This is a genomic window from Nostoc sp. UHCC 0251 (genome assembly GCF_034932245.1).
GTDB lineage: Bacteria > Cyanobacteriota > Cyanobacteriia > Cyanobacteriales > Nostocaceae > Nostoc.
Genome location: NZ_JAYGHD010000326.1, coordinates 18,045 through 31,093, shown reverse-complemented (window position 1 = coordinate 31,093; position 13,049 = coordinate 18,045). Strand labels below are relative to the sequence as shown.

General features: G+C 41.4%; 11 protein-coding genes. 7 read left to right on the top strand and 4 right to left on the bottom strand.

What is annotated here, in order from left to right; all coding sequences use genetic code 11:
• Nucleotides 1–251: 251 nt before the first annotated feature.
• The 4 genes from VB740_RS26970 to phnC all read right to left on the bottom strand — a co-directional run bounded on the left by VB740_RS26970 (nucleotide 252) and on the right by phnC (nucleotide 5,108).
• Nucleotides 252–1,973, bottom strand: coding sequence for a cation:proton antiporter (locus VB740_RS26970; protein ID WP_323202927.1), 1,722 nt, complete (start codon nucleotides 1,971–1,973; stop codon nucleotides 252–254).
• A gap of 443 nt (nucleotides 1,974–2,416) precedes the next feature.
• Nucleotides 2,417–3,190, bottom strand: a complete 774-nt coding sequence (gene phnE / locus VB740_RS26965; RefSeq protein WP_323202929.1) for a phosphonate ABC transporter, permease protein PhnE — start codon at nucleotides 3,188–3,190, stop codon at nucleotides 2,417–2,419.
• Between the two features lie 75 nt (nucleotides 3,191–3,265).
• Nucleotides 3,266–4,267 (bottom strand): phosphonate ABC transporter substrate-binding protein, encoded by a 1,002-nt coding sequence (gene phnD, locus VB740_RS26960; protein ID WP_323202926.1) that lies wholly within the window; start codon nucleotides 4,265–4,267, stop codon nucleotides 3,266–3,268.
• Nucleotides 4,268–4,310: 43 nt separating this feature from the next.
• Nucleotides 4,311–5,108 (bottom strand): phosphonate ABC transporter ATP-binding protein, encoded by a 798-nt coding sequence (gene phnC / locus VB740_RS26955; RefSeq protein WP_323202925.1) that lies wholly within the window; start codon nucleotides 5,106–5,108, stop codon nucleotides 4,311–4,313.
• Between the two features lie 410 nt (nucleotides 5,109–5,518).
• Here phnC and VB740_RS26950 point away from each other — a divergent pair, with 410 nt between their 5' ends.
• The 7 genes from VB740_RS26950 to VB740_RS26920 all read left to right on the top strand — a co-directional run bounded on the left by VB740_RS26950 (nucleotide 5,519) and on the right by VB740_RS26920 (nucleotide 12,872).
• Nucleotides 5,519–6,865: a glutamate-cysteine ligase family protein gene (locus tag VB740_RS26950; RefSeq protein WP_323202924.1), complete on the top strand. Its 1,347-nt coding sequence runs from the start codon at nucleotides 5,519–5,521 to the stop codon at nucleotides 6,863–6,865.
• 223 nt (nucleotides 6,866–7,088) lie between these two features.
• Nucleotides 7,089–7,859 carry a gamma-glutamyl-gamma-aminobutyrate hydrolase family protein gene (locus VB740_RS26945; RefSeq protein ID WP_323202923.1) on the top strand — a complete coding sequence of 257 codons (771 nt, stop codon included), beginning with the start codon at nucleotides 7,089–7,091 and terminating at the stop codon, nucleotides 7,857–7,859.
• Nucleotides 7,860–8,246: 387 nt separating this feature from the next.
• Nucleotides 8,247–8,615 (top strand): hypothetical protein, encoded by a 369-nt coding sequence (locus VB740_RS26940; RefSeq protein WP_323202922.1) that lies wholly within the window; start codon nucleotides 8,247–8,249, stop codon nucleotides 8,613–8,615.
• A 114-nt stretch (nucleotides 8,616–8,729) separates the two neighbouring features.
• Nucleotides 8,730–10,208 carry a CoA-acylating methylmalonate-semialdehyde dehydrogenase gene (locus VB740_RS26935; protein ID WP_323202928.1) on the top strand — a complete coding sequence of 493 codons (1,479 nt, stop codon included), beginning with the start codon at nucleotides 8,730–8,732 and terminating at the stop codon, nucleotides 10,206–10,208.
• A gap of 146 nt (nucleotides 10,209–10,354) precedes the next feature.
• Nucleotides 10,355–10,852: a DUF1772 domain-containing protein gene (locus tag VB740_RS26930; protein WP_323202921.1), complete on the top strand. Its 498-nt coding sequence runs from the start codon at nucleotides 10,355–10,357 to the stop codon at nucleotides 10,850–10,852.
• A 68-nt stretch (nucleotides 10,853–10,920) separates the two neighbouring features.
• Nucleotides 10,921–11,544 carry a class I SAM-dependent methyltransferase gene (locus tag VB740_RS26925; protein WP_323202920.1) on the top strand — a complete coding sequence of 208 codons (624 nt, stop codon included), beginning with the start codon at nucleotides 10,921–10,923 and terminating at the stop codon, nucleotides 11,542–11,544.
• 812 nt (nucleotides 11,545–12,356) lie between these two features.
• Complete coding sequence (locus VB740_RS26920; RefSeq protein WP_323202919.1) at nucleotides 12,357–12,872, top strand: hypothetical protein; 516 nt, start codon at nucleotides 12,357–12,359, stop codon at nucleotides 12,870–12,872.
• The last annotated feature ends 177 nt before the right edge of the window (nucleotides 12,873–13,049 follow it).

Sequence of the window (13,049 nt, the reverse complement as noted above, 5' to 3'; positions counted from 1 at the left end):
TTATTTTCAACCGACTCTGCATTTATATTATGCAGCTTAAATGCCGATTAGCTTACCTGAGGCTGCTTTCCATCCTGCCCTATAGCGATATCACAGTTTCAGTCCCCGTGAGAGGATTTGGTCAATGGAAACTACCGGGCTGTTTCTAAAGATGGTTTAAATTGGAGAAAATTGTTTCAGTCCCCGTGAGAGGATTTGGTTTGTGGAAACATCGAACGAATATCATTACCGGGAATAATTAAGGGTTATCTTCATCTCCCTGGTCGAATACTACGATATCTATCGCTGCGAATATCAGTAATTACTTGATCAATCTGGTTTTTTGCTGCGCCTAAAGTGGCTAGGAGATGTGCGCCTAATTCTAGGGCGGCTTCAAATTCTGGTTGTACGACTTCCTTGGCTCCCATTTGCGTGAGGAGGTCAATTTCATTATCGTGGTGCGATCGTGCAATTACATCTAATTTAGGCGCGAGTGCTAATGCCCGTTTTAGAAGTAATCGTGAACTAGCAGGATCAGGTAAGGCAATTGCTAAGGCTTTGGCAGTTTCTAAATGAGTTTTCTCTAACACTAATTCGGAATCAGCATCACCAAAAATGTAGGGGATGCGCTGCATTCTCAATCTTTGAATAGCGGCTTCACTGTTTTCAATGACTAAAACTACATATCCCTGATTGAGCAAAATATTGACAATCACTTGCCCGACTCTTCCGTAACCTGCAACCACAACATGATCGCTAATGGTTTCAGGAATTGAGAGAATGTTGGGTTCTGTAAATTGTCGCAGTGATTTAGCAAAAAACGGTAGCTGGGTCAGACGTTCTAACAACTGCGGCGCAATATTGAGCGATATAGGAGTTAGAACTAGTGTAATTGCTGTTGTCTCTAATAGTAGAAGGTAAGTTCTATCAGAAATAAGTTGGAGTTGTAAACCTGCTAAAGCCAAAACAAAAGAAAACTCTCCAATCTGATTAATCCCCAGACTGGTAAGGATAGTAGTCTTGAGGGAATAGCCAAATTTCAAAATGATTGGCATCAAAACAATTGCCTTACCCAGCATAACTAGAGTTACTAGTCCCAAAACTAGCCCCAAATTTTGGATGAGTGCAACTGGATCGATCAGCATCCCAATGGAAGCAAAGAACAGACAAGCAAAGGTATCTCTTAAAGGTAAAACTTTGGCGAGGGCATGATCTGCATGGTCAATTTCCGAAACCATTAACCCAGCAACAAATGCACCCATTTCGATGGACAGACCCAGTTTAGCTGTCACCAAAGCCACACCCAAACATAGAGCAATTACGGTCAGGACGAATAACTCTGTGCTTTCCGTAGCTGCCACGTTACTAATTAACTTCGGCACTATCCAACGACCAAAGGCGATCGCTAATCCTAAAAATAGCAAAACTTTCAGCAAAGCCATACTTATTGCCCAAGCAAGCCTTTCTGGTTGGTTGAGGACAGGTAAAAATGCTAACATCAATCCCAGCGCCAAATCCTGAGCAATTAAAATTGCCAGCATGACTTGACCGTGGAGTGTATTCGTTTCACCTCGTTCTGACAAGGTTTTTAACACTACTGCTGTGGAGGACAGGGATAGAACCACCCCTAAAAAAATGCCTTGTGTAAAGTTGTCAACCCAACCCAACGTAATTGTTAAAAATGCCACCAGAGCCGTAGTTAGCCCAATCTGCAACAGGCTACCCTTAATAGCAATATCCTTGACCCGCTTCAACTCTGTTAAAGAAAATTCCACGCCTAAGGCAAATAACAAAAAAGCTACACCAATTGATGCTAGAGATTGAATACGTGGTACATCACTTAACAGCTTCAAGCCATAAGGCCCTAGAGCCAATCCAGCCACTAAATAACCGAGTAAAACAGGTTGCCGCAGTCGGTTAGCTAGGTATCCTCCGAATGCTGAAGCACCTAGAACAGTTGTGAAGTCCAGAATTAAGCCATGCTCTGCTGCCATATTAGACCTCTTGCAAAAATAAATTATGGTGTGGGGGTTTTAAAAATTTGCTTTCTATCTCTATCAAACATCCTAATGAGGTAACAAAAATTCTCTGTATAGATTTTGATATGGATTTTTTCTAAACCCTTAACCATACCACAAAATAATTATGCAAGAGACTCCATCAACACGGTGAGCGCAAAGCGCACGCTACGCGAGCAAAACGAAGGAATGAAAATATTTCTTCCCCAGTCCCCAATCCCCAGTCCCTATTTTCAAGGCAAGTCTATTCTTTGCTTGCTATTAACCTAAGTGAAGACATACTGGCGTTGCTGATTCCATGTATAAAATGATTTTGCATAATACCAAAATCCTTGTAGAGACGTAGCAGTGCTACGTCTCTACATCCAGATTCATACTTTAATTCAGCAACGCCGAAGACATACCCTAATGGCTAATGGCTAGATTAACCACTGTCTCACTTTTGCAGAGAGTAAATCAATAACACCAGTAGTAACAATCAAAATAATCAGAATTGTACAGACTTTTTGGTATTCAAATGCACCAAAACTTTGATATAGTGAAACGCCAATACCGCCAGCCCCGACAATTCCTAATACAGAGGCAGAACGCACATTTGACTCAAATCTGTAGAGAATGAAAGAAGTCCACAAAGGCATTACTTGGGGGATCACCCCATAAATAACTTCTTGAATCTGACTTGCACCAGTAGCTCTAATTCCTTCTACTGGGCCTGATTCAATTGATTCTACTGCTTCTGAGAAAAGCTTACCTAAAATACCAGCAGTATGAATAAATAATGCCAAAACCCCGGCAAATGGCCCCAACCCAACAGCAACTACAAAGATTAGTGCAAAGACGATTTCGTTAATCGCACGCATAGCATCTAAGAGACGACGTGTTGGTTGTACTACCCATACTGGACAAATATTATTAGATGCTAGGATAGATAAAGGAACAGCTGCGATCGCAGCCATTAAAGTTCCCCAAATTCCCATTGATATCGTAACCAGGGTTTCTGAGAAATAATAATTCAAATCGCTAAAGTCTGGCGGAAAATATGAACGGATATATTCCACCATGTTGTCTCCCCGTTGCAGAAGTACAGGGAAATTTAACTCGCTTTGAGTATAGGCAAAAATCAATACAGCAGCAATCACTAAAAGAAACAGAAGTTTTTGGGTAGTCACAAGCTTTGCTTCTTTCTCTAACATTGCTACTACGTTAGGAGATGCGTAAGTAATTATCTGATTTCGTGGGCGCACTTTTTACTACCTATAAATCTAAGTTTATTTAATTCCTTTGAGTTGCTGATTTAGTTCTGCTATTGTTTGCTGTTTTTCTTGCTGGCTAAGATTTTCTTTATCTTGAGTCTCTTGGATTTTTTTAGCAATTTCTAGTTCTCGAATTGTATGCCAATTTTTATCTTCAGCCTGTACAAAACCAGAAATTTTAAATTGTCCTAAAACTTGAGTATCTTTGTAGTTGTAGAAAAAAGTTTGCAACTTCTTTTTGATATCATCAGATAAATCCCGACGATAAACAATTGGATCGCTGGGAATTAGAGGTGATTTCCAAATAATTTCAATCTTCTTCCTGGCTGTAGGGTTAGTGCTTTCTAGACGATTTAATGCTTCACTACTGACGGTAGCTACATCTACCTGTTTATTAGCTATAGCTAGAGCGCAAGCTTCATGATTACCAGCAAAAATCAAGCGCTTAAAAGCTTTTTTAGGGTCAACATTGTTTTTAGTAAAAATATAGTAACTGGGAACTAAAAACCCAGAGGTAGAATTAGGCTCATTAAAGGCAAAGGTAAGCTTGGCTGCATTTTTAACCACATATTTATCGCCACCTGCTGCTATAGCTTCTGCTGCGATGGGATTCTCTTTATTAGTAATTAAATGAGAATAGTAGCCTCTAGTGCCATCTGCACTTACAACTTGAGCAAAAGCTTCTACATCAGCAATTTTTACTGCTTCAATATAAGATTTACCGCCCAACCAAGCTGCTTGAACTTTACCAAAGCGCATAGCTTCTATGACTGCTGCATACTGTGTAACATAGAAGGGTTTAATGGTAATCCCAATTTGCTGAGACATAGCAGCAGCAAAAGGTTCCCAAATTGGTTTTTGATTAGCTTGAGATTCTGTAGACAGAACACCAAAGTTAATTTCTTTAATTGCTGCGGTACTATTATCAGCATTAGAAGTACAAGCTGAAAGGAGCTTGGCGCTTGCCAAAGTCATAGTAAACAAAGAAGCCTGCTGAATAAATAACCTTCTGTCCATAAGTTTAGTTGTGATATCCAAGTAAAAGTTTTGTATTTTGGGGTTACACTACCAGTTCTCCGTGTCCTCTCATAATGAGTTCTTCGGCAGCTGTGCCATAAAGTTCATTGAGCTTGTGATCATTCATCTCTGTGGTTGCGCCATCAAACATCACTTCTCCATCTTTGAGAGCGATCGCTCGATCAAAGTAACTACGCACCATTTGAACCTGATGTAAGGAAGCGACTACAGTAATTCCGCTTTGGCGATTTAGCTGCACGAGCAATTCCATGACTTTACGTGCTGATTCCGGATCTAGAGAGGCGATTGGTTCGTCTGCGAGGATGATTTTCGCTCCTTGCACTAAACAACGAGCGATCGCAACTCGTTGTTGTTGCCCTCCAGAAAGCATAAATGCCCGTTTATAAGCGTGTTCAAGAATGCCTACTCGCTCTAGTGCAGCAAGAGCTTGGACTTTTTCTTCTTTGGTAAATAAATGGAATATTGAACGTAAGATAGACAATCTTGCTAAGTTACCAACGAGAACATTCTCGATAACTGTTAGGCGATTGACTAAATTAAACTGTTGAAAAATACAACCTATCTGACTTCGTAAAAACCTAATTTTAGAATGTATTTTACCATTGTTTTGTAGTGTTGAGCCAAAAATGTAAACAGTTCCTGCATTTCCAATATGCAAGCCATTAATATGCCGTAAAAGGGTAGATTTGCCTGAGCCAGATGCACCTATAAGTGCAACCAGTTCTCCCTCATTAATTGTGCAAGATACATTTTTAAGTGCTGTCTTATCTTTGAAAACCTTCGAGAGATTACTAACTTCGATAGCCACTGTATTTGCCATTTGTTGACATTTAGATGTCTATGATTAAAATTAATAATGTTTTTTGGTTAACAAATAGTTAAGAAAAGTATAATTTTCGATTTAATTTCTGAATTACCAGTTTAATGAATGAGTCACTTTTGGATATACGTCAATATAATTTAATGCTTATAATCCATAAACTAAGCTACATTTTCTGATTAAGATTTGATTAATAAAAAAATAATTTTTTCAATGTCTTCCCATCCCTGTGCTTTGGCGATTATTGCTAATATGGCGTTCGCTAAAATGTCGGTGAGGAGATATTTTTTAGTACGGTAAAGAAGACATAGGAAAAGGGAAAGCCTCAAATAGGTTTTGTCTTGCTGTAACTTTATCCTTTAAGCTACATATATTAAGACTGTGGCGAGATTACCCTTGTGGAGGTCTAGATGGCGATAGTCAAGCGTCGTATCGGTCTGGAGCAAGAATTTTTTCTGGTAGATGAAGCTGGTAGCTTGAGCGATCGCGCCGATGATTTTTTAAAGAGTTGTCACTTCAAAGCTCAAGCACAAGGTTTACACCCAAATTACTTTGTGGCAGAGTTCGTTAAAAGCATGGTAGAAATTAACACACCTCCTGCCGACACTGCCAAGGAACTAGCGAGAGTTTATCTCAAAAATCTCAAATTGGCGATCTCTGTAGCGCAACAGATGGGTTTACGCCTTTACCCTCTGTCTAGCTATCCTTTGCCTACTATGCCAGTTATGCGGGATCACCCTAATTACCATATCCAAGCGCAGACTGTCGGCATTTCAAAATTTTTGCACGCCGGAAAATGTACAGGTACACACCTGCATTTGGAAGTCCCGCCTGGGGTAATTGACCCTCGTGTTGCAGTATCTTACAACTCAACATCAATTGAGCGAGAAGAACTATTAAATATCTATAATTTAGCTACAGCTTGCGACTCGGCACTTATTTCCTTAACGCGGGCGTGTCCCTTTTATGAAGGACAGGCGTTAGGACTAGCCGCACACACAATTCGTTATCGAGGTAGCAAAACCTTCGGTTGGGATGGAGTTTATACCAATTTACAACCTGTCGGTGGACTTATGCCTTATGCCGAAAGTGTTGAGGGTTTAGTTGAGCAGCAGTTCGCTCGTTATTATGCTTGGCTACAAGCGATGGAAAAAGCCGGAATTCAACCGAACCAGTTCAAAGAAGCGGGAGTTAGCTTACTCAAATCAGCTTGGAATCCAGTTCGACTCAACAAACTCGGCACAGTAGAAATCAGGTGTATAGATAGCAACTTTCCCTCTGTAATTTTATTTATAATAATATTGCTGGAAAAATTGGCTCATCGAGTCAGGCACGAGAAGTTAACAGTAAGACCATCTAAAGGAATGCAGATATTTGAACTAGTTGGCGATCGCTTGTATGTACCAGATTTTGAATATCTTAATGGGGAATTGCTCTTAACCTCAGCTACAGAAGGAATTAAAAACCCCAAAGTTAGAGCTTACGTCGATTCCATTTTGCAGTTTGCCAGCGCTGTTGGTGGCGAAGGAGCAAATTTTCTGACAAAACTCAGCAGGAACCTTGATCAGTATCAGACAATAGAAGCCAGCATCTTGCAAGAGTTTACCCCAACAACTACTCAACTTTCATTAGATGCCGGTTTGCGTTTAGTGCGCTCAAGTTGTGACAAGCTAGAAGCTATTGTTTCATCGATAGATATAGAAAATCCCCTCGCAGCTTTGGATACTGATGAAGGATTGTTGCTACAACAGCATTAAACCAATTCGCAATTCGCAATTCGCAATTCGCAATGACGCTCTCTACGAGACGCTGCGCGAACGCGGACTCGCTACCGCTACACTAACGCAATTACGTGTTGTAACGGGGATTTAGAAAGAGCCACAACACTTGCGGCTTGATAGAAGCCGGGGACTTAAACCCCTACATTTTGTTAATCGAATCTTATAAAACTGCTAGACGAAATAGTGAAATAGCATCAAGATGAGTAGAAAATCTCGAAAACCATTGATTGGGATTACAACTTACGGTCGCCTTGCAGCATTACCATTTTCTCTGCCAAGTGAATATATAGATGCAGTCCGTAAAGCAGGTGGCATTCCCATATTATTACCACCAGGAGAAGTTGAGCCTGCCACACTTCTAGATTCTTTGGATGGTTTAATTATCTCTGGTGGTGGAGATATTGACCCTGCTTGCTACAACGGTTTTGCTCATCCTACTATTTATTCTGTCGATCGCGAACGTGATGCTTTTGAATTGCAGCTTGGCAAGTTTGCTCTTGAACGTCATCTGCCGATATTGGGTATTTGCCGGGGTTTACAAATTCTCATCGTCGTCTGTGGGGGTACTTTAATTCCTCACATTCCAGATGTTTATGGTACATCTGCATTACATCGTCTAGAGCCTGAACCTGGACGACGTTTACCTACAGAACATCTCGTCACCATAGATGTAGAAAGCCTTTTAGCTGACTGTTTACAGAATTCTCAAATATCTGTAGCTTCTTGGCATCATCAAGCGGTAGATAAAGTACCACCTGGTTGGCGGATTGTTGCTCATGCTTCGGATGATGGAGTCATTGAAGCTGTAGAGCATGAACACCATCCTTGGGCAATTGGTGTGCAATGGCATCCTGAGCTTTCAATTCTCGATCCCAGTAATCAAAGACTTTTTCTAGCTCTCGTTCAAGCTGCACAAACAAAATATTTCTGGGATGAGCGTAACCTCGCAACCGGGTCAGATCCAGGGTGATCCCCCCAATTAATCGGTGCTGAAAATTTTTTCTGCAATTGCAATTATCTCCCCTATTTCTCCCCTATTTAGCTTTAAATTTAATTCACAATAGTAGAGAACACCATCTAATACAGGCGGACACTCTCTGTCGTATTAGAACCTATCCCACTAATAATATTTGTGTCATAAAGCTTAAGTTTATCGAGAACTGACAACGAAAAATTAAGGTTTTTAAGCACATTTTACGAAAAGAAGTAGGGATTTTTAGAATCATGGGATAGGTTCATAGATTTTGCCGTTTACACACCCTAGTGTTTGAAAAGCTTACCTGGCTTGCATTTGTGATGTACTTCATCCATGTCGAAACCTAATTATTAGTTTTTCAATTTTTTGGAGGAGAGGAAAATGAAGAAGTTCACCTGTTTGATGATTGTCGGGGCAGTATTGTCGATTAGTGCGCCCGCTGTAGCTGAAAGCCGTGCGGTTAATATCAGTATTGGTAGTATTGGTGGTCCCTTAGATAATGCCGCTTTGCGAACAGTTCGCCAGGTTATCGGGTTTGCAGTCGGCACTAGCACCGTCGATAAATTCATTGTATATAGTCCCAGGGCCGGATCTATTCCCATCGAAGGAGGTTTATCTGCTTGTGCTGAAGCTGGCTTCGGCATAAGCAATACAAGATTTAATGCTTTTATCCAGGAATTGCGTTCAATTAAGACCAAAACAGGGACTTTCTACAATGTAGAACTTACCGCAAGCTGCAAACAGAAATAAGACGTTTGCACTCAAGCACGGTAGGATGGGCTGCGTACTTCAGCCCATCCATCGCTACTCCAGATTATCGAGGGCATACAATATAGTCAGATAGCTGGAGTTCCCTAAATGCCTATGAATGCTATTCCTGTCTTACCCAACTATATCAATGGTCAGTGGTATACATCTAGTACAACACAATACTTAGATGTAGTTAATCCAGCTACAGCAGAGTTACTAGCTCATGTGCCTTTATCACCAGCATCTGAAGTAAATCAAGCAACCCTTGCCGCTGCGGAGGCTTTTGTGAGTTGGCGACGCACTCCGGCAACCGAGCGAGTCCAGTATTTATTTAAACTTAAAAATCTACTCGAAGAACATTTAGAGGATTTAGCACGTACCATTACCCTAGAATGTGGTAAGACTTTGGCTGAGTCAAAGGGTGAGATGCGTCGCGCTATAGAAAATGTAGAAGTTGCCTGTGGCATTCCGATGATTATGCAGGGGACTAACCTAGAGGATATTGCTAGGGGCATTGACGAAATGATGATTCGCCAACCTTTGGGAGTAGCAGCAGTAATTTGCCCTTTTAATTTTCCTGGGATGATCCCTTTTTGGTTTCTACCTTACGCGATCGCTTGCGGCAATACATACATTGTCAAGCCGAGTGAGAAAGTTCCATTGACAATGCAAAAACTCTTTCAATTGTTAGAAAAAACTGGCTTGCCTAAAGGAGTAATCAATTTAGTCAACGGTGCTAAAGAAGTCGTTGATGCAATTTTAGAACAACCACAAATTCGAGCGATTAGCTTTGTTGGCTCGACGACTGTAGCTAAATATATATATAGTCGAGCCGCAGCCAATGGCAAACGAGTTCAATGTCAAGGAGGAGCAAAAAATCCGATTATTGTCCTGCCAGATGCAGACATAGCAATGACAACTCGGATTGCTGCTGAGAGTGCTTTTGGCTGTGCAGGACAACGCTGTTTAGCAGCTTCAATTGCAATTACAGTCGGAGAAGCAAGGCGCACATTTACAGAAGCAATTGCTGAAACGGCCACAAACCGGGTAGTGGGCAATGGCTTAGATGAGGGTGTAGAAATGGGCCCTGTGATCAGTTCTTTGAGTAAAGAGCGAATTGAACGATTAATTCAACAAGGTGCTGCTCAAGGAGCAAAGTTGTTGATTGATGGACGAAATCCACAGATTGCTGGTTATGAGCAAGGTAGTTTTATCCGTCCGACAATTTTAGAAAATGTTAATCCAGCAGATGAAATTGCCCGCACAGAAATTTTTGGACCTGTGTTGAGCTTAATAAATGTAGATAATATTGACGAGGCGATCGCTTTGGTCAATAGTAGTCAATATGGCAACATGGCTTGTTTATTTACCAGTAACGGTGCAGCCGCTAGAAAGTTTCGTTATGAAGCCGAAGCTGGTAATATCGGCATTAATATTGGCGTTGCTGCCCCAATGGCATTTTTTCCCTTTAGCGGTTGGAAAGACAGCTTTTTTGGTGACTTGCATGGGCAAAGCCATCATGCAGTCGAGTTTTTCACCCAAACCAAAGTTGTTATTGAACGTTGGCCAAATGAATGGTCGCGTCAATTTTAAGCCAAGCCTGCGATCGTAATCTACTTATTCTTACTATAAAAACTATTGGGCATACATAATACGAATGACACTTCGCAACTGGTAGTAACGTAGTCAAGCAAATCCGATAACGAGCCGGAGCTAATCAGTCATCTGAAGGAGGGTTTATGAGAACTGCTGACTTACTTTTTGCATTGAAACTTTTCGCTGCTTTGGGCTGTGGACTGGTGGCTGGAGTTTTTTTTGCCTTCTCGACTTTTGTAATGAGCGCTCTTGCTCGACTTCAGCCCAGAGAAGGTATTACCGCCATGCAGTCGATTAATATCACAGCGATCAATCCGTTGTTTATGATTGCACTCTTTGGAACAGCTTTAGCTTGCCTCTTTTTGGCGATCGCCTCGCTGTCAAAGTGGCATCAACCTGGTACGATCTACTTGCTGCTAGGTAGCTTGCTTTATCTCGTTGGGACAATTCTGGTGACGATCGCTTTCAATGTGCCGTTGAATGATACCCTGGCGATCGCCAAACCAGATAGTACTGAGGGCGCAAACCTATGGGCTAGATATCTTACCAACTGGACGCTCTGGAACCATGTTAGGACAATAGCAGCGTTTGGGGCAGCAGCATTGCTGACTATCGCGCTCTGCAATCAAACAGTGCAATAGGAATATTTTGCATAAGCTGTAAATGTAGGATAATTCTACTCACCAAAATGTAGCCATTTTTGAGTCAAATGAATGTTCAAGCCGCATACGATAATTGGTCAACCACCTATGATGCTGATGAAAACCTGACGCGCGATCTGGATCAAATCATTACTAAAAAAACCTTAATTAGCAAGAGGTGTAAATCAGCCGTTGAAATTGGCTGTGGCACAGGCAAAAATACTTTGCTGCTGTCACAAATTGCCCAAACAGTCTACGCAGTTGATTTTTCAGCATCCATGATCGAGAAGGCGAAAGAGAAAGTAAATTCAGTCAACGTGATGTTTATTACCGCAGACATTACAAACCAATGGATTTGCAGCAACGAGTCTGCTGATTTGATCACCTGCAATCTCGTTCTAGAACACATCGAAGATTTGTCATTTATCTTTTCAGAAGCCTGCCGTGTACTCGTTAAGGGAGGATACTTTTTCATTTGTGAACTTCATCCATTCAGACAGTATCAAGGCACACAAGCTAATTTTCAAAGAAATCAAGAAGTGATTGAAATCCCAGCATTTATACATCACCTATCAGATTTTTTTCAGGAAGCGAAAAATCATGGTTTCCTGCTTGAGGATTTCAACGAGTGGTGGCATGAGCAAGATCAAAATAAACCACCCAGGCTTGTATCGTTCTTGTTCAAAAAGTGAGTCTGCTGATGAATGCTACCAGAATGTAGCCGCTAATTTGACTCACAAACAGCAGGGTAACGGTGGCTGGAGTCAAGTTATATGTGGACACTATGGAGGGCAGTAGAACGACTAATCCGCCTTCAGCAACGCCAATGACCTGCGGTACTAGGCGAGCAAAGAAGGAGTCTTTTGAAATTTCAGCAATGAGTACACATAATGCGACTGAACACCGCAGATATCTCAACGCTGCGTGGCTTGTGACAAATGGGTAATTTTACATCTATAAAATCAATCTAAAATTACTGGTTTTCAGTAAAACTACTGAACCAGTTAGTAAGTAGCTAGATTTAAACTTAGCTTGTTAAAGGCAGGCAGCGCTAGCAAATGTGAGCGATCGCTAATGGGGAATGGTGAGATTCGATTACAGTTAGCGAAAAGAGTAGAATTGGTCTCAGACGAGAATTAGTAGAGAGTCTAACTTAAAAACTGGCGATTTTGTTTAAGTATCATTATTATTTATTTAAGAATATTTAAAGAGAAATTTATGTAAACAACATATTATCTGTAATTGCTATATGTGTTTCTTAATATGTACTGAGTTAAGCTCAAGCCAAGAAGTAGATATTGGAGATTTCTTTCCTTTTCTAGCGGTTTACTATAAATTTTTTAGTCTTCCGCAAAGTGATATGTAATAGCGTCTCATAAGCTGGCGAAGGCTGAGTCGAGATTGTTTGGATAGGATGTAGCTTTGCTGAAAAAGCAGGGTAAAAGTTCTATGCGTGATGCAAAGTTGCTAAGTAAGGAAGAATATAAAACTAAAGGATAAGAGAATGCGTCTGAGAAAACTAGTCAGCTATGGGATTTTTGTGCTATTCCTCGTCATCGGGTGTGGTCTGACGGCAGTTGCCCGTGGTTATGAAATTCCACCTACAACTGGGCAGACTGCGTTCGCCCAACAGACGAGTGATCTGATGCTCAACACGTTGTTCGCGGCACTGACGCAGGAGTTTAACGAGACTACGCCAGATAACGTGGAGCAGGGTAAACATTCCATCTCGCTGATATTTAATGATAAGAACAAGGATATGCGGCTGGTCGGCACTTTTGGCCCGCTCCGGGAAAAGGATCGCCCCAGTGACAACTTCGAGCGTCAGGCAAACGCGCTAGCGTTGGTGGGGCAGACATACACATCCGTTCAGCGCGTGGATAATCAATGGTACTATCGACGCTCGATCCCACTAAGCAACTTCAGGGCGGAGTGTGCGCTCTGCCACGCTAATTACCCTGCCGGCCCCTCCTCAGACTGGGTGGGCGCGCTCATGCTCCGAGTGCCGATCAAGAAGTAAAGAACTTCCAATAAATAAAGCAATCATTAGACATCTGGTGAAAATGAATTGTTTTGACGTAGCAGTGCTACGTCTCTACAAGGGTTCTGGGTAACGCATATTTAATTTCTGGAGATGTCTATTGTAGAAAATAGGGGGTTAGTACTGCCGACCACAGTACTGACTCCCTATTTTTTA

Bases quoted from the DNA above. Each gene is read 5' to 3' on its own strand.
- VB740_RS26970 (WP_323202927.1), bottom strand. From the start codon at position 1,973: ATGGCAGCAGAGCATGGCTTAATTCTGGACTTCACAACTGTTCTAGGT.
- phnE (WP_323202929.1), bottom strand. From the start codon at position 3,190: ATGTTAGAGAAAGAAGCAAAGCTTGTGACTACCCAAAAACTTCTGTTT.
- phnD (WP_323202926.1), bottom strand. From the start codon at position 4,267: ATGGACAGAAGGTTATTTATTCAGCAGGCTTCTTTGTTTACTATGACT.
- phnC (WP_323202925.1), bottom strand. From the start codon at position 5,108: ATGGCAAATACAGTGGCTATCGAAGTTAGTAATCTCTCGAAGGTTTTC.
- VB740_RS26950 (WP_323202924.1), top strand. From the start codon at position 5,519: ATGGCGATAGTCAAGCGTCGTATCGGTCTGGAGCAAGAATTTTTTCTG.
- VB740_RS26945 (WP_323202923.1), top strand. From the start codon at position 7,089: ATGAGTAGAAAATCTCGAAAACCATTGATTGGGATTACAACTTACGGT.
- VB740_RS26940 (WP_323202922.1), top strand. From the start codon at position 8,247: ATGAAGAAGTTCACCTGTTTGATGATTGTCGGGGCAGTATTGTCGATT.
- VB740_RS26935 (WP_323202928.1), top strand. From the start codon at position 8,730: ATGAATGCTATTCCTGTCTTACCCAACTATATCAATGGTCAGTGGTAT.
- VB740_RS26930 (WP_323202921.1), top strand. From the start codon at position 10,355: ATGAGAACTGCTGACTTACTTTTTGCATTGAAACTTTTCGCTGCTTTG.
- VB740_RS26925 (WP_323202920.1), top strand. From the start codon at position 10,921: ATGAATGTTCAAGCCGCATACGATAATTGGTCAACCACCTATGATGCT.
- VB740_RS26920 (WP_323202919.1), top strand. From the start codon at position 12,357: ATGCGTCTGAGAAAACTAGTCAGCTATGGGATTTTTGTGCTATTCCTC.